The sequence below is a fragment of the Pseudobutyrivibrio xylanivorans DSM 14809 genome, assembly GCF_900141825.1.
Taxonomy (GTDB): Bacteria; Bacillota; Clostridia; order Lachnospirales; family Lachnospiraceae; genus Pseudobutyrivibrio; species Pseudobutyrivibrio xylanivorans.
The window spans coordinates 1-19,429 of the sequence record NZ_FQYQ01000036.1; the positions used below are offsets into that span (position 1 = coordinate 1).

Here is a 19,429-nt window from a genome sequence, read left to right on the forward strand (position 1 = left end):
CTTATCCATTGCAAGAAGCCTTTTCACTGTGTTGCGTGAGATACCAAGGAGTTGAGCTGTAGCGCGTTTCGACTTCGTTTGCTTGTACACTTTCTGTACAGCTGCCCAATCTTCCAAGTCTTTCACCTCTTTTTTCTCCTTTCCGTATATACGAATTGATATACGAAAAGTATTGTATTTTTCTTAAAGAGGGGGGTCAATTCTAAGTATTAAATTTTCAAGGAACAACAATTATAATATATGACAACAGGATTTACTTGTTATATCTGGTGGCTCAATTCTGAGCGTAAATCCTGGGTCAGTTTTAAGTGTAAATCAACACAATATCGAGATTTTCGAACTAATGATTGTTATATTAATGAGTAGAAATGAAAGGTAGTGAAATGAAGTTATTGTACGAAAAAACAAGAAATATAAATATATATGTGATATCTAGGCGGTCTTAGTGACCGTCTTTTTTATTATCATACTACGGTGCAACGTAGTAATACTACGACGCAAATGCTTAATTGAGCCGTATCATTCCTCTAAAATAAGGGAGTAGTATTTTAGAGGAGGGGCGGACTTCCATGAAGAGAATTGATATTATAAACAGAATAAATCATTATTTAGATGAACGCGGATGGACACCCTATTATCTTGCAAGTAAATCTGAAATGGTAGAAAGTACTCTGTATGGTATGTTAGATTCAAGACCAGAAGGGCTTCCACGCTTAGAATCAATATGTAAAGTGTGTAATGGATTAGAAATATCTGAATGCGAGTTCTTTGAGTTCACAGGTGATAAACATCTTGTTTATGTATCAGATGATGAATTGGCTTGGCTTAATATTTATAGAGATTCTCCGGAGGATGTGGCAGGAATGTTGGCATTTAAAGATTCAGTAGATGATAAAAGAAGAGTGTCTAATAAAATAAATAACTGAAACCATTTTGAGAATCTGCAAATAGCGACAGGAAGTAATGACAGTATAAATAATATGATTTTTTCAAAAACATAATAAAATGATGAATCAAGGTGGTTTATGCTACCTTGATTTTTTTGTTATTAGGTTTTGAAAGGCGGAGATTTGAGAAATGGGAAGAAAATCGAAAGATGAGGAAGGAATTAATATCATCTGTGAAGGTATGGGCTTTGATCCCAAGGTTGCTTACGAGCTTACCAAAATGATGTTAGAACAGTACAGTCGTAGTGTCGTAGCAGGAAAGATTCTTTCTAGTATTACTAAGGCATCTGATCAGGAAAAGAATAAAAGGCAGATGCGTAAGGACTTTTTGGAAATTATGAAGTTACCAATAGAAGAGTCAAAAGAAATGCAACGAAAGTTGCTTTGGCAAGTATCAGAATATGAATGGTTGGAAGCACCAAAGAATTATGTGTTAAAGGGAATGCAAGATTATGGTAATTCTGGTCCTATATATGTATCTATTTTAAATAACAGATATATGACTAAGGATAAAAAGACTATGGTTGTGCTTGCTAATGAATTAGGATTTTCAGTTGCAAGTCTTGAAAACAAGAAAAGAGAAGCTATAAAGCTTTTTGGTATTATGATGTATCGATATGCTGCAAAGCTTGAAGAGGAAGATACAGAATAGTGTGGTATATGCCTACGGCTTATTAAGTCGTGGGCATTCTTTTATTAGTTCGGTATATAGATTTTCTATATCTTTTAGATGCTGCTTACATGATTGTTATAGCATTGCTAGAGATTTGTTAGTAGTCGTTTACTTGATTGTTAGATTACAGTTAGACAATGTTTGTAGTATTGTTATGGGTCACTACAATTTGATTATGTTAATATACTTTATGCGCAAGGGTGTTAAGTGCTATAGCAGAAGGGGAGCTTAGATAAAATTTGGAAAGGAGAAAATGGTTATGATGTATTCAGATGAGAAAATCTATTGCCCCTGCTGCGGTAAGGTGATTATTAGACGACTTAAGGGTGTTATGGAAAACAATTGTCCATATTGCAAAAAAGGGCTGAAGGTTATAGTCGACGAAAAGGGAATGACTATTTTTAGTGAATTATCTTAAGATTTATATTTAATTACATAGAATGAGCTAACTGTGGTAGCGAAGAATTAGTCTTGGAGCTTCAAGTTCGCAGGCGGCTAGTAAGAGTTTGTGGCACGGCTATGAATATCATTGAGTATTGAAAGGCGGGGCAAAACAGAAGGAAGTATCTATTAAATAGATATTCTGTTTTGCTTCGTCTTTTTTTAATGCTCTTTTTTAGCTTCCTTCTGGAGCTCTGAGAGTAATGAAGGATGCATGAGTGGGAAACCTATGTAGGTCGATACCCATGACTTTCGAGTTTTGAAACTTATTAATTTTTCAAAATTCGGAGGTCAAAAATGAATACAAATAATGAAAACAAGGAATATGAACTTATAAATCTTAAATTTGAATATCCAGGTATGAATGGTGGAGTTACTTGGGCTGTTATATCTGATCTTTCTATGGATGAGCTGATGGAGAAATATGCAGATGAGTTATTGAAGTATTCCCCAGTTATTCTTCTTTCCGTTGAACAGGGGAAAGCTTTTAAGGATTTCCATAAAAATGAAAGTAAGCATCTTATGAGAAATTATCGTACTTACGAATTTCTTGGATATGAAGACAGTGTTACAGAGGAAACTTATTACGATTTGATGACTAAGTATGAATTAAATGAGCCAGCTATTTCAAAGGATTATGAGTTTTTGAGGGACATGATAGAGAAGCTTCCTGAAGTACAAAAAAGAAGATGTAAGTTGTATTTTTATCACGGATTTACAGAGGAAGAAATAGCTCGTATAGAAGGTGTAGATCAATCTAATGTATCTCGTACATTAGCCAAGGCGATAGAAAACATAAAAAAATTATTCTAGGGCGCATATTTTGTCCGACATTCGTTAGAACTAGTGAAAGGTATTTTATCTTTCACTAGAAACTTACAACTGAATATACATTCATCAGGTACGTTCCTGCATTGTGGAGCCCCAACAGGTACGCCATGTGCGATATAGCCTCACTGGAAAATTGGTAACACCAAACTGGCCATGATACATGCAGGTATAATGATACTTCCGCTTAGCCACAATTATCGTAATGGGAGCGGCCCGGCGAGAACCGCGGGGAGGATAGAACCTATGGAGCTGTGTTGCAGCCGCCTGATTGAATCCCGGAATAGTATCGGGGTGCGTGGCAAATAGATACTTAAAATTAATGTTTTTAATGGAGCGTCTTCTTTATATCTATGTGGAGACGCTCTTTTTACATAATAGGAAAGGAGGAGTTCTATGCTTGTAGTTCATCGTGGAGATATTTATTTAGCAGATTTAGGTGAAGGTGTAGGTTCTGAGCAAAGAGGCGAAAGACCAGTACTCATAGTTCAGAATAATAAAGGGAATATCTTCTCGCCAACAGTTACAGTGCTTCCTATCACTACAAAGATTCATAAAAGTGAGGGAATACCTACACATGTAATTCTAGATGATATCAATGGTCTATCAGAAAAATCAGCGATTATGGCTGAACAGATTACTACTATAGATAAATCAAAACTGATTAAGAAGCTTGGCATTCTTGACAAACGATTCATGAACAAGGTGGTAAATCCAAAGCTTTTGATTCAATTAGGTTTTTATGTGGAGGATAAGAATAAATGGAAAAGGCATTATTAACAGTAGAAGAATTTTGCTCATACCTTGGAATTGGGGAAACCAAAGCCAGGGAGTTGATAAGGCAACCAAGAAATGGGTTTAGCTTAAAAATTGGTAATAAGTGGTTTGTAAATAAAGCTAGATTAGATCAGTGGTTAGCTGATGAATGTGATAAATACTAAATCGGCATCCTAGACGATTCAATTGGAATTGATTTTAATTAAGACATAACAAGCGCTGGTTAAATAATAATGAAGGCAGGTGGAATAAATGGGAAAAAGTCTAAACGGAAGAGAACTTGGAAAAGGTATTACTCAGCGTAAGGATGGTAGATATGTTGCAAGATTTATTGATCGGTATGGAAATAGAAAAAATGTATATGCTTCAAGTGTTAATGATATCCGCTTGAAGTTAAAAGCAGCCCAGTACGATGAGGAAACAAAAGAAGTTAAAGAATCAACTATTACATTAACACAATGGTATAATACTTGGCTTGATGTATATAAGAAAAACGCAATTAGGGTGGGAACAAGAACACATTATATGATGATTTATACAAAGCATATCGAGCCATTTCTTGGAGATATGTTGCTGACAGATATAAAGCCAACTAGTGTAAGAAAATTGTTAAATGATTTGGAAGGTAATGGGTTGGGCTATTCAACACAGAGTAGGGTTAAAATTATGTTGGTGGATATGTTTGATAAAGCAATAATGGATGGCTTACTTGTTAGAAATCCTGCAAAAAATATAAAACTTAAAAAGAAAGACTTTAATCGTAGAGTATTATCAAAGGAGGAGCAGATAACATTTTTTGAATGTTCAAAGGGTACATATTTCGATAATCTATTTGTCGTAGCTGTTACTACAGGTATGAGAATAGGTGAGATTTGTGCTTTAACTTGGGAAGATATTAATCTAACCACTAAGAAGATTACAGTAAATAAAACTCTCACTTATCAGAAATATGAAGGTGAAGAATCGAAAACATTTCACATTGGACCACCTAAGACTAAAACAAGCAATAGAGAGATTCCTATCAGTCCTAAATGTGAAATTGCTTTGAAAAAACAATTCGTCCTCAGAAATAACATAATGTCTCGCCACGGAGCAAAACCTATAGATGGGTTAGATAATCTTTTATTTGTATCCAGATACGGAAGACCTCTTTGTGATCAAACTATAATAGATGCTATTGATAGGATTGTAAATGAAATTAATAGTTGTAGGGACGAGGCAGAGTTATTTGACAGAATATCTCCACATTGCTTTAGACATACATTTGCTACAAGATGTTTTGAAGCTGGAATACCACCAAAGACTGTCCAGGTACTTTTAGGACATGCGACTTTGGATATGACTATGAATTTGTATACGCATGTAATGGATGATAAAAAGGATGAAGCAGTAATTGCATTAAATGATTATTACTTTGATATAGAACAGCAGAGTTCGGCATTTATGGAAGATGATTTTAAGAATGCCATAGTAGATAGCAAAAAGATTGTTTCATTTGTTTGATTAGTTTTTCGATTAGTGATGAAATGGTCCTGTTGGGCAGTCAAAAGTTGTACTATAAAAATGGTGTCAAAATGGTGTCAGAACAAAATGAGAAGGCTGAAAACGTTGAATTATCAAGGCTTATAAAAATTCTTGGTGTTCTTATTACGTATATCAGAACACACCTTATGAGTGGAATAAGATTAGTGATAAGCTGCCGGATGATTTTTAATGGATTGAGATATTGGAAAAATAAAGTTTGAATTGTGCCGTCATTGACGGCACAATTTAGTTATGGAGACTTCTGTCGGAAACGGCAGAAGTTTTTTGTTTGGGATTTTAACACGCAAATAATGCGTGTTGATGGATTTTATCATAAAGGTAATATGATTTAAATTATAACAGAAAATTTGTTCTGTTTTTACGCTTGCGTCTTTGTTATAATTATTTAGATGAAAATTATTGGAGGTATTCTTGTTGGGAGAATTAAGAGAAAAAGAGTATTTAAGATTTGAATCTATTAAACATATTAGAAACGACGGAAGTGAGTTTTGGAGTGCAAGGGAATTGGCTAAATCTTTGGAATATACTGAGTGGAGAAATTTTTCAAAGGTTATTAATAGAGCTATGATAGCTTGTGAGAATAGTGGACATGATATATTTAGCGATTTTGTTGAGGTCAACAAAATCGTAGAAGCAGGCGCAACTTCAAAATCAATAAAAGATTATGAACTAACTCGATATGCCTGTTATCTAATTGTTCAGAATGGTGATCCTAGAAAGGAAGTAATCGCTTTAGGACAGACATATTTTGCAATACAGACTTATCGACAGGAGGTTGCAGACCATTTTAACGAGCTAGATGAAGATAGAAGAAGGCTAGTTGTTCGTGGTGATATTAAGCAGTGGAATCAACTATTAGCTGAAACTGCTCATGATGCTGGCGTAATAACAAATGAAGAATTTGCTATTTTTCAGAATGCTGGTTATATGGGCCTTTATGGAGGAATGGATGTCGATGATATTCACGCTAAGAAAAATCTAGAAGTTGGCCAGAAAATATTGGATTATATGGGTAGCACTGAACTTATTGCAAACCTGTTCCGTATATCTCAAACTGAAGAAAAGTTGAGAAAAGATAAGATAAAAGGAGCAGATAATGCAACAGCGACACATTATGCCGTTGGAAAAGAGGTTCGTACAGCCATCGAAAAGATTGGAGGAACCATGCCGGAAGATCTTCCAACTCCTGATAAGAGTATTCAACAGATAGAAAAAGAACAAATTGCAAGATTGAAGAAAAAGGCCAAAGAAGGACGACTTATGCTTGATGAATAAGAATGAATCATAATCTAGTCGTATGGTTTTTAAATGGAGCACGATGTAGCGCGGGTTTAAAAATGGCCTTCTAGCCCGCTGTAGGAGCAGCCTTGAAAAATTCGTGCCAGTGTTACTACGTGTACCAGAATACACCTTATGAGTGGAATAAGATTAGCGAAAAATAAAGAATGAGTTGATTTAAGTGCCGCTGCCTTTTGGTGTCGGCACTTTTGTTTTATCACAAGAAGCCTGTCAGCCCGCTAACTTCCGTTGGGCTGTGATAAATTTTGGCTGATTTGACTTAGGATTTATCACAAGTGAACGAAGACAAGGGGCTGCTGAGACTTCTTGTGATAAAAATCAGTCGAAATCCTCAAATTTTTATCACAAACCAACGACAGCATGCGGCTTCCGAGACTTCACGTGATAAAATTTAGTGTAAATCTTCATTTTTTTATCACAGCAAGTCTGTCCAGCCCGCTATCTTTCGTATGGTTGCGATAGATACTTTGCTGTGGGGGACAGGATATAATTTTTTATATTCCGTGGGGACATCATGTGCAGATACTTGGAAAATGCAAAAGCAATCCTCAGAAGGCGCTATTCTATGTAAAGAAAACATTAGAGAACAACTAGGTACTGGTTTTGCATATATGGGAAGAGAGGTCAGAATTGAAGTCGGTGAAACTGAGAAGTTTATTGATATGCTTTTCTACAATACTAAAAGACACTGTTATGTTGTACTGGAAGTGAAAACAGGTAAGTATGCCAACTATTGAAGAAATAGAAGCAGAATTGGGTGACATTGATTAATAGTGAATGTTGCATAGAACAGTTATTTCGAAAGAGATAGCTGTTCTTTTTTACTACAACTTTTGAATGTGTATTCCGTGATGGAGGCGGATTCGATATAATGGAAGACAGTGAAATTTGAATGAATAGAAGGGGGAAACATATTATGAAGCAATATATCGTAGATGCGTTCACTAACACACCATTTGCAGGTAATCCAGCTGCTGTGTGTGTTATGGATAGCTGGCCATCAGAAGAATCGATGATGAAGCTGGCAATGGAAAATAATCTGTCTGAAACAGCGTTTATTGTAAAAGAGGAACAGGGCTATCACTTGCGTTGGTTTACACCAGGTTCAGAGGTAGAAATATGTGGACATGCAACCCTTGCATCTTCATTTGTAATACTAAATTACATAGAAAAGGATTCAGACCTAGTTGAATTCAACACTCTCAGCGGAAAACTTACAGTAAAGAGAAATGGAAATCTCTTGGAAATGAATTTCCCTACATATGAACAGCCTGAAATTCCTGTTACAGATGAAATGGAAGAAGCTTACGGCGTTCGCCCTATAAAGGCTCTTCTTGGACCAGACCTTCTCTGCATTTTTGAATCAGAAGAACAGATAAAAAATATGAATCCTGATCAGATGAAGCTCTCAAAGCTTCCAGGCAGAGGACAGGATGCTACAGCAAGAGGAAAAGATGTAGATTGTGTCTCAAGAACTTTCTTCCCTAAACTTCTTGTTGCAGAAGACCCAGTATGTGGTTCAGCTCATTGTCAGATAGCAGCTTATTGGTCTGAAGTATTGAATAAGAAAGAAATCAAAGCTTACCAGGCTTCAAAGCGTGGTGGGTATGTACATTGCAGGCTAGAGGATAATAATCGAATCACTATCAGCGGCGAAGCTACACTAGTTGCTATATCAGAGATTGTGGCTGAATTATAACTTACGAAGGGGCGACTTATGAAAAGAACTAAAGCTATATCCATATATATATCAGGAGCTTTAGGCCAGATTGCATTTGTATGTCTAGTTGTATACCTACTTAGGAATATCGGATTTACGGTGGACTATACTTCACCACTAGGCATGACAGCTATTGTTATAGGCGGCATATCATCAGCTTTATGGGGGATAATAGTTTCTTTAAAATATAGAAAAATAACTTTTAAAACAATCGTAGCTGATTTTTTCAAATTCAAACAAAGCTATAAGGATTATCTGTTAGTTATATTGTTCCTCTTTATAGATTTTCTACCAGTGATATTAGGCGGTGAATTTATAATTAATTCTTGGTATATTCCATTAATGATGTTTGTAAAACACATTGCATTTGGTGGACTGGAAGAGATTGGGTGGAGATATTTTTATCAGCCAGCATTACAAGAGAAGCTTAATTACATTTATTCAACGCTAATAACTTTTGTGTCATGGAGTATATGGCATTTCTTATACTTCTATGTAGAAGGAACAATTGCTGATGTAAGTGTAGTGCCTTTTCTTATTGGGTTATTAACAAACAGCTTTATTCTTTCAGCACTTTATGTAAAAACAAAGAATCTATGGCTATGTGTGCTGACTCATTCTCTAATAAATGTATTATCGCAGTTAGGAATTGGCGGGGTTGATTATCTAGGCTATGTGAGCAAATTATTGATTATTTTAATAGCAATAAGAATTGCTTACAGTAGTAACAAAAAGATATAATTGAATCGATGTATCCTTACTCAGTTCTTTTCAAAAGGTGAAAGTGGAGCTGAATATATTATTGTTTTAGTAGAAAGTCCTATGATTTTCGCAGGGAGATTTGCAAAAGTGATAGGACTTTTGTTATAATAATTGCAAAAGTGATAGGACTTTTTACACAGACCAGTGATTCGGGCGTGCCCAAATTACTGGTCTATTATTATGTTTAGTGTTTAGCAGGTGTGTACTTGTGATAAAAAGTTATGTCAATTCATCGATTAATGATTCAATATTTTTTATACGTTTATCATGCTCTTCAATTTCTTTTTTTATTTTTTCTAATTCAACTTTTTTCTGATGTAAGTTTTTTTTCTCTAACTCTAGTTCCTCTTTTAGAAGTGGTATTAAATCGTCCAATTTAATTTTGCTGTGTTGAATTTCTAATTCATCTGCGTATTTAGACAGCAATACAGTTGCAATTAATGAACCGGCAAGAGCGGTACCACCTGTTATTAAGGCTGCAGCAGAAGATGTAAATGCAGTTTTAGTATATTTAGGATAAACTGACAGAAATTTTTCCAAGGACTTTTCAGTGATACGCATACCTTCTTTTTTGGAATTTCCTTTATAGGCAGTTAGTTTTTCATTTTTTATCCATTTTCGAACAGTTTCTGGGTTTGTTTGGAATATTTCAGCGACTTCATTAACGGTATATTCATTTTTGATTTCCATAATAATTAAACTCCTTAATGAGAAAAAGTTTGATTAAATTGATTTAATGTGGTATAGTCTAGGTGATTGGAACATAACCTGTATTTTTCTTGTATATAATTATACCATCAAAAATAATAGGTTTAAAGTGCTATTTGTGACTGATTATGGAGGTAATATCAATGAGTAATCTAGGATGGTATCAAGTATTGACAACTGCTGCAAAAAAGGTAGGTGGGCCTAAAAGATTAGTAGCAATGCTATTTGGGTCGGGGGTATTAACTGGCGTAGTTGGAGACAAGGTTTATACGACAATAAAACACTCAAAGGAAGCACGAGAGGCGGAAAATCTAAAGCTAAAAGTATTTACTGTTATCAATGAAGGGAAGAGTAATGAGGGCTTGGTTTTTCATGAAGGTGACAAGTTCAGAGTACTAGAAGTAGACAATGAAGCAGTGTTGATTGAAAAAATGGGTGATGGTAACAATCCGTATTTTGTGGCTGCTTCATTTCTTAAGACTATTTCTGATTTTGAGTAGGAAGGAGATAGAAATTATGACACAATTTGAGATAAGTCAGTTTATTGAGAAAATGGAAGAAATTGGGGATGTTTGGGAAGCTTCTGATGTAGAGCGTGTTTATGGAAATAAGTCCCTAGACGAAGCCTTAGCTGATCGTATGGGTGATATGAATTTTATGGCAGATATAATTGGAAAAGTATTGAACCGCTAATATATTCTTACGGCCAAAGTGCTACCTGTAAAATAGGTGGCACTTTTTCTTTTGGTGGTGTTATATGTTTCAGGTAATAGTTACTTAGTAATAGCAGTTGCAATATATGTTACTTTTACGTATAATTTGATTGCAACTAAATAGTGGGGCGTGATGCTTTTTAAATTTGAAATGCGTTTTATACGTTCTATTTGTAAGGATTTATTAATACATATGAAAGTATGTATTAGTAAGATCAAAGGAAATAGAGAGAAAATTTAAAATCCATGTCTGATGCAGACGATTACTATCTCACGAGTAGTCTATTTTGTGTTAGATTATTATGCCCCTTTCAGCTTTTATGCAGAAAGGATTTTTTATTTTATGGAAGAAAAAGATTTATTTGAAAAACTAGTTGGACAGCAGGTTGGAAATTATACTTTTAGGAATCCAAATCTGTTGAGACAAGCATTTAAACGTCGTTCTTATACAGAGGAGAATGGCGGAGAGAACAATGAGGTTTTAGAATTCATTGGTGATAAGGCTATTGATATTGCAGTCGTGAGATACTTAACCAATAAGTATGGCAATGCACCAACAAAGGAAGAACTGAGGCAGAAGCAATGGTTAGGAGAAAAATATGAGGATGAGTTCTCCTGTGAGTTAGATGAAGGGCAACTTACACAGCTAAAACAACGTTTGGTTCAGAAAGATACATTGGCCAGAAGAATAGATGAACTTGCTTTTGCTGATTTTCTGATTATGGGGCGAGGGGATGTTTTGAATAATCGTTCCCAGGAAAAGTCTGTAAAAGAAGATTTATTTGAAGCAATCATTGGAGCAATAGCTATTGATAGTAATTGGGATTTTGAAAAAATACAGGATGCGGTAGAGCTAATGCTTAATCCCGATTCTATTCTTAATTCAGACGAAGAAATAGATTATGTACGTTTAATCTATGAATGGGACGAATCATTTGGTTGTGTACCATGGTTTAAGTACAGTGACCGTGGATATAGTGAAGGAATGTTGTTAACACATCCTGATGCAATTTTTCAATTTGACAATTCTTCACGTAGAGGCTCAAATACTAGGACTTGCTTTGTGAAAATAAGAAGTGATATTCCAGAATTTGCTGGATTTGGCTCATCTAAAAATGAAGCGAGAAAGGCCGCATGTAAATTGGCATACGAGTATATTGAAAAAAATGATATGCTCTTCACGATTCGAGATGAGATTGATGAGCCTACATTAGAAATGGCAATCAATCAATTAGAAATTCTGGCGAGAAGAGATTATTTTTCCTTACCAAAGTATGTTGCAGAAGAACGTCATGATGAAAATGGAAATCCTGTTTGGCAAGTTTCATGTAGTATAGAAGAATTTGATGTTAGCTATACTATAGAATCCTCATCAAAAAAGTCAGCTAAGAAAGAAGCTGCCTTTGAAATGTTGAAGTATGTTTTGGATAACTATGAGGAGGAGTAATTATGTCAAAGTGGGCTTTTAATTATGAATCTGGTGAGTATGAAGATATTGACCGAGATGGCTTTAGTTGGACTAGAGGCGAGTACACCTACAATTGGGATGACAGTGAATATCGTCGTGAGGAAGAAGAGGAGCGAAGAAGAAATTCGTTGTTTGGCGATGATACTGACCTATGGTAGTGCAAATCTGCACCAAAGTCACCTAGCTTGATAAGAAACCAATCTATTCTGTGCAAATTTGCATCAATATGAACTTTCGAAAGCATCAACTTTGGTTGGTGCTTTCTTTTTTGAAAAGAAGTACAATACCCTTATACAAAACACAAAGGACACAAACATGGGACAGATCAACAGAGACGACATGCTGGAGCTCACACGCAGATTTACATCAGCTCGCAGCAACCTAGTTAGAATTGCGGGTGCGTATATAGATGAGGAAGGCTATATAGACGGCACATTTAATACAAGCTTCCTGAGTCTGAAGGGGGCGGAAAAGAATAGATGTCTTGATATCGCAAAGGCGATACCGTTTGCCAAGCCAAATGAGGAATTGATTCAGTATAAGATTCCAGGGCTGGGGCCAGGATCTATCTGGCAGATGATTTATGCAATTCGTGAATGCGAATTGAAGAATGATGCTCTGATGCTGAATTTGTATGAGCTGATAGCGGAGAAATATCCTAAGGGAAGGCCTTATGCGATTTATGTTTACTATGGGGCTTACGATGTGCCAATTAAGGGCAGTGACAAGTCATATCAGGATGAATCGGAAGAGGTTTATAAGTATCTGATTATGGTGATTTCGCCAGTGGATGAGGAGCAGGTACCACATTCACCTGAGGCGGGATTCCTTTATCCGGCATTTATTAATAGGAGCACAGACATAAATCATGTGAATTTCTACAGCCAGGATTATGAGGAAGCCAGAGAGTTAATGACGTTTTTGGATTTGGAGGGTTGAGTATGAAATTCATCGGAAACGTAATTTGGATAATATGCGGCGGTTTGCTCAGTGCCATAGGTTGGTGGCTAGCAGGAGCATTGTGGTGTATTACAATTATCGGTTTTCCATTTGGTAAGCAGTTTTTCAAGATTGCAAAGCTTGCAATTGCACCATTTGGAGCCAGAGTTGTGAAGGTGGGGTAACTTAGTATGATTGAAAAGTTGGAATGGACAAGAGCACCAAGAGAGTTTGAGATTAAAGAAGATAGAATAGAAATCACTACAGAGCCACATACAGATTTATGGCAGAGAACGTATTATCATTTTCGTAATGATAATGCGCCTGTGCTCCAGATGGAAACAGATGAGAAATTCTTTTCATTTATTGTGAAGACTGATTTCTCAGAAAGTCATCATCGTTTTGACCAATGCGGTATTGTCCTGTATTTGGATTCGGATAATTGGCTAAAGGCATCTGTTGAATATGAGAATGATGAATTCCAGCATTTGGGTTCAGTAGTGACAAATCATGGTTATTCAGACTGGGCAACTACAGCTATTCCAGCAGATGTTAAATATATGTGGTATCGCTTAAGTCGTAGGGAGGATGATTATTGTATCGAATGTTCAACAGATGGTAAAAACTTTTCACAGATGAGAGTGTGTCATATGTGGGAAGGCGGTGGAATAATTCGATTTGGAGTATATGCTTGCAGTCCTGAAGATTCAACTTTTAAAGCTATATTTACGGATATGAGACTCACAGAATGTGCATGGAAAGCACATGATGGCCAGCAGCCAGATTAGGGTGCACAGGCTAAAGAATCAAAACAAGTAGTTTCAGAATGGTTATAGTAGAGGGGAAAATAAGTTAGAAAGAAGGAAATTAGCTTGAAATACATAGTAAAAAGAATCCAGGAAGCAGACTATGGCTGCGAGGAGAGACCGGAGGGATACCAGTTCCAGGTGTTGCTCCGATTACGTGACGAGACAGGACAGGAGATTGATATGGAGGTGGCGGATGCAGAGCTGCTGGCCAAGGATATCAATGAAGGCGACTGGGTATTCTTTGATAAGGATAATGAGATTTTTAAGGAAGATTAGAGGCTGATTTAGTCAGTCTCTTTTTGAAAAGTTACTTTTTCATTATTGATGAGAATGGAGAAAAATATGGATACTAAGCATATATCTGAGATGGAAGCGATTCTTGATGAGGCTAATGAGATATTGGATACATTAGAACAAAACCTTAATAGACTTAATGATATTCAAGCAAAAATTCAAAAGCTTGAAAATTACTATACCAGCAAACAATGGATAGATGATTTCACAGCTGATGAACAGGGCTTGTTGCCTCAAGATTTAAAACGAGGTGTATTGTCAGAAGATGGTATTTCCTCTATGCTGGAACGAAATAAAGACTACATGGAGAAGATTATTCAGAGGTAACTTATGTTTTTCACATTCACATTGGTGCCTGACCCCATTACAAAAAAATTACATTGTAATTAAATCGTAAATGGGTCAGGCAACTTTTAGTGTTCGTATGGATGAGTCATTAAAAAAGCAATTTGATGGTCTGTGTCAGGAATTTGGCATGAATGCCACTACAGCAATTAATGTATTTGCAAGAGCTGTTGTTAGACAACGTAAAATTCCATTTGAAATAGCATCGCCATCAGCTGAAATTACAAGAGAGGGAGCAATGCAAGCTTTTATGGATCTTCGTAATCAGGCTAAAGCTAATGGTGTCTCTGATATGAGTTTAGAAGAAATAAATAAAGAGATTAGCCTTGCTCGCAAGGAGGCTAATAGTTAATGGGATATTATGTAGTAATGTAATTCGTATTTGGTTACAGGAAATAAAAAGCATTTTCCTATAGAGCCTTTTATTCTAACACCAAGAGAGTTTTTGGATATAATTAAATAACATGACAAAGAGTAGGACTTACAGATTAAAAATCTGTAGGTCCTTATTTTTTGAAAAATTTTTGGATTTTACCTTGCGCGATATAGCCTCACTGGAAAATTGGTAGCACCAATGCATTAACTATAAGAGAAGGAAGGGAGGAATCGCAGATGAGGCGAGACGTATTGGATTAGGTTCCAGTGACAAAACTTTCACGCCATTTTAGAAAAACGGTATCGCAACCATTTTTCTAAAATAGAGCTTGCTAATCTATTTCAAAAATAATATACTTTAGAAAAGTGGTATACAGACCGAAAATCTAAAGTAGGAGTTTTATCTTTATGGAGATTAAAAGAGATAGATATTTAAATAAGCTTATAAGTAAGCGAAATAATGGATTAATTAAGGTTATTACAGGAATTAGAAGATGTGGTAAGTCATATTTACTTTTCAATTTATACTATGATTATCTTATCAGCGATGGTGTTCCAGCGGATAGTATTATAACTGTTCCTTTAGATGATGATGATTATGTGGAGTATTGTAATCCACAAAAATTATCTGAGTACATCAAAAGCAAAATAACTGAATCAGGAAAGCAGTACTATGTTTTCATAGATGAGGCACAATATGCAATTACCAGGGAAGAAATGAGAAATCCTGATATTCCAATTAGGCTATATGGTGTCTTGAATAGCTTACTTAGAAAAAAGAACGTTGATGTTTACGTCACAGGTAGCAATTCTAAGTTTCTTTCTTCTGATATTCTCACTGAATTTAGGGGACGTGGTGATGAAATACATATAGCACCATTATCTTTTTCAGAGTATTACCCTGTATCTGGCAAAGATAAATATGATGCGTGGCAAGAGTATTTGTTCTATGGTGGACTTCCACATATATTGGCAGAGCCAGACAACGAGGCTAAGGGGGCATATCTTGAGAGATTAAATTCTGAGATTTATATTAGGGATATAGTGGAAAGATATGAAATAAGAGAAACAGCCGGTATGGAAACGTTGATGAAGGTTATTGCGTCCGCTATAGGCGCTCTTACAAATGCTCAAAAAATCTCAGATACATTCAAAAGTAATGGTGATAAGACAATATCCATGCCCACAATATCAAACTACTTAACGTATCTAATGGAAAGCTTTGTTATACAAAAAGGCGAAAGATATGATATTAAGGGGCGTAAATACATAGGTACGCCGTCTAAGTACTATTATACAGATTTGGGGTTGAGAAATGCTCTTTTGAATTTTCGTCAATTTGAAGAAACTCATTTGATGGAAAATGCCATCTATAATGAGCTTATTTATAGAGGCTACAACGTTGATGTAGGTGTTGTTGAAATTCGTGTCGATGAAGATGGAAAAAAAGTTCGAAAACAGCTGGAAGTCGATTTTGTCGTCAATCAAGGTAGCAAGAGATATTATATTCAGTCAGCATATGCATTGCCAAGTCAAGAGAAAATAGATCAGGAACAGGCATCACTAATCAAAATACCAGATTCATTTAAAAAGATTATAATTACTAGTGGAAATACACCAATATGGCGAAATGAACAGGGGATTACTGTTATGGGACTGTTTGACTTTTTATTGAATGAAAATAGCCTTGATTCTTAATGTGAAATAATAACAGCTAGAATTGCCTTATGAGGGAGCAATCAGAGGGATACCAGTTTCAGGTGTTGCTCCGATTACGTGACGAGACAGGACAGGAGATTGATATGGAAGTGGCGGATGCAGAGCTGCTGGCCAAGGATATCAATGAAGGCGACTGGGTATTCTTTGATAAGGATAATGAGATTTTTAAGGAAGGGTAGAGGTTTCTTTAAGCGTTGTAGTAATTGTGGCTATGAGACAGCGGAAGATTTTGATTATTGCCCAAAGTGTGGGTTGAGGTTTTAGCGTTCTTAGTAGAGAAAATGGTTTTGGCAGATTATAGATGAGATTTATAACTAGCAATAGAAATCTTTTATTTCCTGCTAATAGCATTGCTTCGCTATAATTGAATTTAACATGGAGGTATAGCGATGATTAATGAGAAGGTAAAAGCATTCCTAGATGAGAAGTCTCTGGGGGACAGGCTCACAGAGCATACAGAGACTATTGATACGGTGGAGCATGCTGCCCAGCAGATTGGTTGTAGCGAGCCAGAGATTGCAAAGACATTGTCCTTTGTAGTGGATGAAAAGTCTGTTGTGGTTGTTATGGCTGGCGATGGGAAGGTAAACAGTTCTAAGTTTAAAACTTATTTTCATACCAAGCCTCATATGATTCCACGTGATCAGGTGCAGGAGATTACAGGCTTTCAGCCTGGTGGTGTTTGTCCTTTTGCTGTGCCTGAGGATATTCCAATCTGGCTGGATGTTTCTATGAAGCGATTCGAATATGTTCATCCTGCAGGAGGCAACGAGTATACATCCGTAAAGATTACTCCAGCAGAGCTTGAGAAAGCATCTGGAGCTGAAGGATGGGTAGATATTTGTAAAGGCTGGGAAGAAGATGAAAAGTAAAGGACAAAAGCAAGGGGACCATCCCTAGCAGGGCCTTCCAGGCCCAGGTCTGCCCGAGCTCCACAGACCACTCGCTGACGCGAGCAAGGAAGGATGGAAATCGGCTGCGCCGATGGGAATGAGGCATTAAATGCATTACAGAATAATTGAACCCAAAGATAATCTGATTTTAGCTAACATAATAAGAGATAATTTGAAGGCTAATAAACTGGATATTCCTGGAACAGTATACTTTGATGAGAACCTCAATAATCTCAGTGATTTTTACCTAGCTTCTCCCCAAAGAGCGTACTTCATTGCATTGGATGATAATGACAATATCATTGGTGGAATAGGGCTGGCTGAACTAGGATTTATGCGTCACTTCCAGAGGTAAATGCAAAAAATTCTATAATCCCTGATTTTACAAAGGTTACTGCAAAAAATGTAGTAACCTTTTTTAGTTGACAAGAACAGAAAAATAGTATCTAAGAGCCTTATTTTTCAATATTTAAGCATGCCAAAAAGGCCTTTAACACAAGCTTTCCAGAACTTAATGCTAAACGCCTGGGTAAAATCCATTTATTGCATTAAGTTCTGCAAACCGATAATTGTGTTATACTTTACTCGAATTAATTTTTATTAATACTCAGGTTTACGCAACAACCAAGGCTTTAAAACAACGTCATCACGCTCAATTTTGACAGCACTTAAAGCCTTCAAAAAATCATCACCAAGGAGAAGCTTAGCTAATTCGTATGGGGATACATTATTTAAGCTTTCACGGGGATAATTGTTGATGTGGTTCATCAAAAGATGAATGTCAGATTGGGAAAGGTCATTAAAGCTTTTCCCTTTCGGCAGAACCTGCCTAATAAACTCATGATTTCTTTCGAGCATCCCTTTTTGCCAAGAGCAATAAGGATCACAGTAGAACAGTTTTGTTTTTATTTCACCATTTCTATCACATTCAATAGCATACGGATTACCAAATTCTGTTCCACGGTCTGCTAAAATGACCTGAAATAGCTTCTGAAACAGCTCAATTCCAAGCTTATCGCATATGTCATTTATAGCTTCAATTACGGCCATTTGATTGTGTTCTTTCAGAAGACATATAATCATAAATCCTGATTTACGATGTAGCATTGTCATGAAGCTGTAGCCGCCTATGGCACCTATTACAGTATCTAATTCCCAAATGTTTAAATCAGGTTTATCCTCAATGAATTTTTGAAAATCATTGTAGGTTCTCTTGAATACAAAGTCCTGGAAGCTCTTTGGTCGATTTCCGTGGCTATAACGAGGCTTAAATCGGACTTTTCTTGGCATATCTATATTTCTAGCGGTAAGATAGCAGCGGTCTACATATTCATAGAGAGTACTAGCTGAACAAGGGATTTCATCCTTATGATTTGCATAAATAGTCCTTATAGATTGGCCTTTTAGAAGAAGAGGAGATACTAAGTTATCAAGTTGTTCCATTTCTTCTGCAGAAAGTGTTATTCCGCCTCTAGACTCTTTAAGCTTATCTTCATATACAATCTGAGCTCGTCTGGCTTGATACTTGTATTTAGGCGAAAATGAGCCCTTACGACAAGGATTTTCGGTACATCCATTGCACACAAATGGAGATTTCAAAAGCTTAGGACAGATGTATGGCTTATACTCAGGACATTTATCACTTGAGCAATAGTCATCACATCCACTACAAGACATATGTCTGCATTTACCTTCACCACATAGATTTGTTACAGTACACGCAGCTGCGCTGAACTGATAATGACATTTCTCTTTTACAGCAGTGTGACAGATGTATCTATTTCTCTGTACTTCACGAACGATAGAAGAGTCTGGTCTACCAAGTTTTATTGCAATCTTATGGATTTTTTCTCCCTTATTAAGTAGATCTTCGAGTATAGAACGTTCCTCAAATGTAAGATGTTTGTTGTTCATGTGATTACCTCCATATTCTATAGGTAATCGATTTGCAGAACAGTATTAGTATAATTCTAATAAACAAAAATTGAAAATATGGTAATTAAAGCTTTCTTTAGGCTGTTAAATCAACTAAAATAAAGGCATTTGATAAATCGGCAGTTTGTAGAGTTGTTGACAAGATAGTACTTGTAAAGAGAGGCAGAAGAGGAATATGAAGCAATTAATCGTTGTAGCGGACATGGAGGGGGCAAGCGGGATCTTTGAATCGAATAGTC

The 19,429-nt window shown here is 36.2% G+C and carries 28 protein-coding genes; 26 read left to right on the plus strand and 2 right to left on the minus strand.

The window, feature by feature from the left end; translation table 11 throughout:
• Positions 1-569 precede the first annotated feature (569 nt).
• From BUA88_RS14965 to BUA88_RS15015, 11 genes are all read left to right on the plus strand, one after another.
• Entirely contained in the window at positions 570-926 is a 357-nt protein-coding gene (locus BUA88_RS14965) for a helix-turn-helix domain-containing protein (protein WP_072919454.1), read from the plus strand.
• 151 nt (positions 927-1,077) lie between these two features.
• Entirely contained in the window at positions 1,078-1,599 is a 522-nt protein-coding gene (locus tag BUA88_RS14970) for a hypothetical protein (protein ID WP_072919456.1), read from the plus strand.
• Positions 1,600-1,879: 280 nt separating this feature from the next.
• Complete coding sequence (locus BUA88_RS16230) at positions 1,880-2,038, plus strand: hypothetical protein (protein ID WP_159430908.1); 159 nt, start codon at positions 1,880-1,882, stop codon at positions 2,036-2,038.
• A gap of 320 nt (positions 2,039-2,358) precedes the next feature.
• Positions 2,359-2,874, plus strand: a complete 516-nt coding sequence (locus BUA88_RS14975; protein ID WP_072919459.1) for a sigma factor-like helix-turn-helix DNA-binding protein — start codon at positions 2,359-2,361, stop codon at positions 2,872-2,874.
• 411 nt (positions 2,875-3,285) lie between these two features.
• Positions 3,286-3,669 (plus strand): type II toxin-antitoxin system PemK/MazF family toxin, encoded by a 384-nt coding sequence (locus BUA88_RS14980; protein WP_072919461.1) that lies wholly within the window; start codon positions 3,286-3,288, stop codon positions 3,667-3,669.
• On the plus strand, positions 3,651-3,830 hold the full coding sequence (locus tag BUA88_RS14985) for a helix-turn-helix domain-containing protein (protein WP_028246809.1): 180 nt from the start codon (positions 3,651-3,653) through the stop codon (positions 3,828-3,830). The genes BUA88_RS14980 and BUA88_RS14985 overlap by 19 nt, the downstream gene beginning before the upstream one ends.
• Positions 3,831-3,918: 88 nt before the next feature.
• Entirely contained in the window at positions 3,919-5,169 is a 1,251-nt protein-coding gene (locus BUA88_RS14990) for a site-specific integrase (RefSeq protein ID WP_072919463.1), read from the plus strand.
• Between the two features lie 456 nt (positions 5,170-5,625).
• Positions 5,626-6,486: a DNA damage-inducible protein D gene (gene dinD, locus BUA88_RS15000; RefSeq protein ID WP_072919468.1), complete on the plus strand. Its 861-nt coding sequence runs from the start codon at positions 5,626-5,628 to the stop codon at positions 6,484-6,486.
• Between the two features lie 557 nt (positions 6,487-7,043).
• Positions 7,044-7,247, plus strand: coding sequence for a PDDEXK nuclease domain-containing protein (locus BUA88_RS15005; protein WP_242939631.1), 204 nt, complete (start codon positions 7,044-7,046; stop codon positions 7,245-7,247).
• Positions 7,248-7,426: 179 nt separating this feature from the next.
• Positions 7,427-8,209 (plus strand): PhzF family phenazine biosynthesis protein, encoded by a 783-nt coding sequence (locus tag BUA88_RS15010; RefSeq protein WP_083572560.1) that lies wholly within the window; start codon positions 7,427-7,429, stop codon positions 8,207-8,209.
• Between the two features lie 18 nt (positions 8,210-8,227).
• A complete protein-coding gene (locus BUA88_RS15015) occupies positions 8,228-8,971 on the plus strand; it encodes a CPBP family intramembrane glutamic endopeptidase (protein WP_072919472.1) in 744 nt (247 codons plus the stop codon).
• Positions 8,972-9,211: 240 nt separating this feature from the next.
• Here BUA88_RS15015 and BUA88_RS15020 read toward each other — a convergent pair whose 3' ends face one another.
• Positions 9,212-9,682, minus strand: coding sequence for a helix-turn-helix domain-containing protein (locus BUA88_RS15020; RefSeq protein WP_072919474.1), 471 nt, complete (start codon positions 9,680-9,682; stop codon positions 9,212-9,214).
• 161 nt (positions 9,683-9,843) lie between these two features.
• On the opposite strand from BUA88_RS15020, the gene BUA88_RS15025 reads away from it, so the two are divergent.
• The 15 genes from BUA88_RS15025 to BUA88_RS15080 all read left to right on the plus strand — a co-directional run bounded on the left by BUA88_RS15025 (position 9,844) and on the right by BUA88_RS15080 (position 17,610).
• Positions 9,844-10,200, plus strand: a complete 357-nt coding sequence (locus tag BUA88_RS15025; RefSeq protein WP_072919476.1) for a hypothetical protein — start codon at positions 9,844-9,846, stop codon at positions 10,198-10,200.
• Between the two features lie 16 nt (positions 10,201-10,216).
• Positions 10,217-10,393 carry a hypothetical protein gene (locus tag BUA88_RS16235; RefSeq protein WP_159430909.1) on the plus strand — a complete coding sequence of 59 codons (177 nt, stop codon included), beginning with the start codon at positions 10,217-10,219 and terminating at the stop codon, positions 10,391-10,393.
• Between the two features lie 363 nt (positions 10,394-10,756).
• Positions 10,757-11,860 (plus strand): ribonuclease III domain-containing protein, encoded by a 1,104-nt coding sequence (locus BUA88_RS15030; RefSeq protein WP_159430910.1) that lies wholly within the window; start codon positions 10,757-10,759, stop codon positions 11,858-11,860.
• A gap of 2 nt (positions 11,861-11,862) precedes the next feature.
• On the plus strand, positions 11,863-12,039 hold the full coding sequence (locus BUA88_RS16370; RefSeq protein WP_200798874.1) for a hypothetical protein: 177 nt from the start codon (positions 11,863-11,865) through the stop codon (positions 12,037-12,039).
• A 157-nt stretch (positions 12,040-12,196) separates the two neighbouring features.
• Positions 12,197-12,820 carry a DUF4317 family protein gene (locus BUA88_RS15035; RefSeq protein WP_072919500.1) on the plus strand — a complete coding sequence of 208 codons (624 nt, stop codon included), beginning with the start codon at positions 12,197-12,199 and terminating at the stop codon, positions 12,818-12,820.
• 2 nt (positions 12,821-12,822) lie between these two features.
• The gene (locus BUA88_RS15040) at positions 12,823-13,005 is read left to right on the plus strand and encodes a YccF domain-containing protein (protein WP_072919480.1); all 183 of its coding nucleotides are present in this window, start codon (positions 12,823-12,825) and stop codon (positions 13,003-13,005) included.
• A gap of 6 nt (positions 13,006-13,011) precedes the next feature.
• Positions 13,012-13,608, plus strand: a complete 597-nt coding sequence (locus tag BUA88_RS15045) for a DUF1349 domain-containing protein (protein WP_072919481.1) — start codon at positions 13,012-13,014, stop codon at positions 13,606-13,608.
• A gap of 84 nt (positions 13,609-13,692) precedes the next feature.
• Positions 13,693-13,905 (plus strand): hypothetical protein, encoded by a 213-nt coding sequence (locus BUA88_RS15050; RefSeq protein ID WP_072919483.1) that lies wholly within the window; start codon positions 13,693-13,695, stop codon positions 13,903-13,905.
• Between the two features lie 66 nt (positions 13,906-13,971).
• The gene (locus tag BUA88_RS15055) at positions 13,972-14,250 is read left to right on the plus strand and encodes a DUF4298 domain-containing protein (protein ID WP_072919485.1); all 279 of its coding nucleotides are present in this window, start codon (positions 13,972-13,974) and stop codon (positions 14,248-14,250) included.
• 70 nt (positions 14,251-14,320) lie between these two features.
• Positions 14,321-14,620: a type II toxin-antitoxin system RelB/DinJ family antitoxin gene (locus tag BUA88_RS15060; protein WP_072919487.1), complete on the plus strand. Its 300-nt coding sequence runs from the start codon at positions 14,321-14,323 to the stop codon at positions 14,618-14,620.
• A gap of 431 nt (positions 14,621-15,051) precedes the next feature.
• Positions 15,052-16,341: an ATP-binding protein gene (locus tag BUA88_RS15065; RefSeq protein WP_072919489.1), complete on the plus strand. Its 1,290-nt coding sequence runs from the start codon at positions 15,052-15,054 to the stop codon at positions 16,339-16,341.
• A 29-nt stretch (positions 16,342-16,370) separates the two neighbouring features.
• The gene (locus BUA88_RS16800; RefSeq protein ID WP_159430911.1) at positions 16,371-16,541 is read left to right on the plus strand and encodes a hypothetical protein; all 171 of its coding nucleotides are present in this window, start codon (positions 16,371-16,373) and stop codon (positions 16,539-16,541) included.
• Positions 16,519-16,626, plus strand: a complete 108-nt coding sequence (locus BUA88_RS16805; protein WP_408633815.1) for a zinc-ribbon domain-containing protein — start codon at positions 16,519-16,521, stop codon at positions 16,624-16,626. Before BUA88_RS16800 ends, BUA88_RS16805 begins: the two co-directional genes overlap by 23 nt.
• A 125-nt stretch (positions 16,627-16,751) precedes the next feature.
• Positions 16,752-17,234, plus strand: coding sequence for a YbaK/EbsC family protein (locus BUA88_RS15075; protein ID WP_072919491.1), 483 nt, complete (start codon positions 16,752-16,754; stop codon positions 17,232-17,234).
• 130 nt (positions 17,235-17,364) lie between these two features.
• A complete protein-coding gene (locus tag BUA88_RS15080) occupies positions 17,365-17,610 on the plus strand; it encodes a hypothetical protein (protein WP_072919494.1) in 246 nt (81 codons plus the stop codon).
• A 245-nt stretch (positions 17,611-17,855) separates the two neighbouring features.
• On the opposite strand, the gene BUA88_RS15085 is transcribed toward BUA88_RS15080, so the two are convergent.
• Entirely contained in the window at positions 17,856-19,169 is a 1,314-nt protein-coding gene (locus tag BUA88_RS15085) for an IS30 family transposase (RefSeq protein WP_072919496.1), read from the minus strand.
• Between the last annotated feature and the right edge of the window lie 260 nt (positions 19,170-19,429).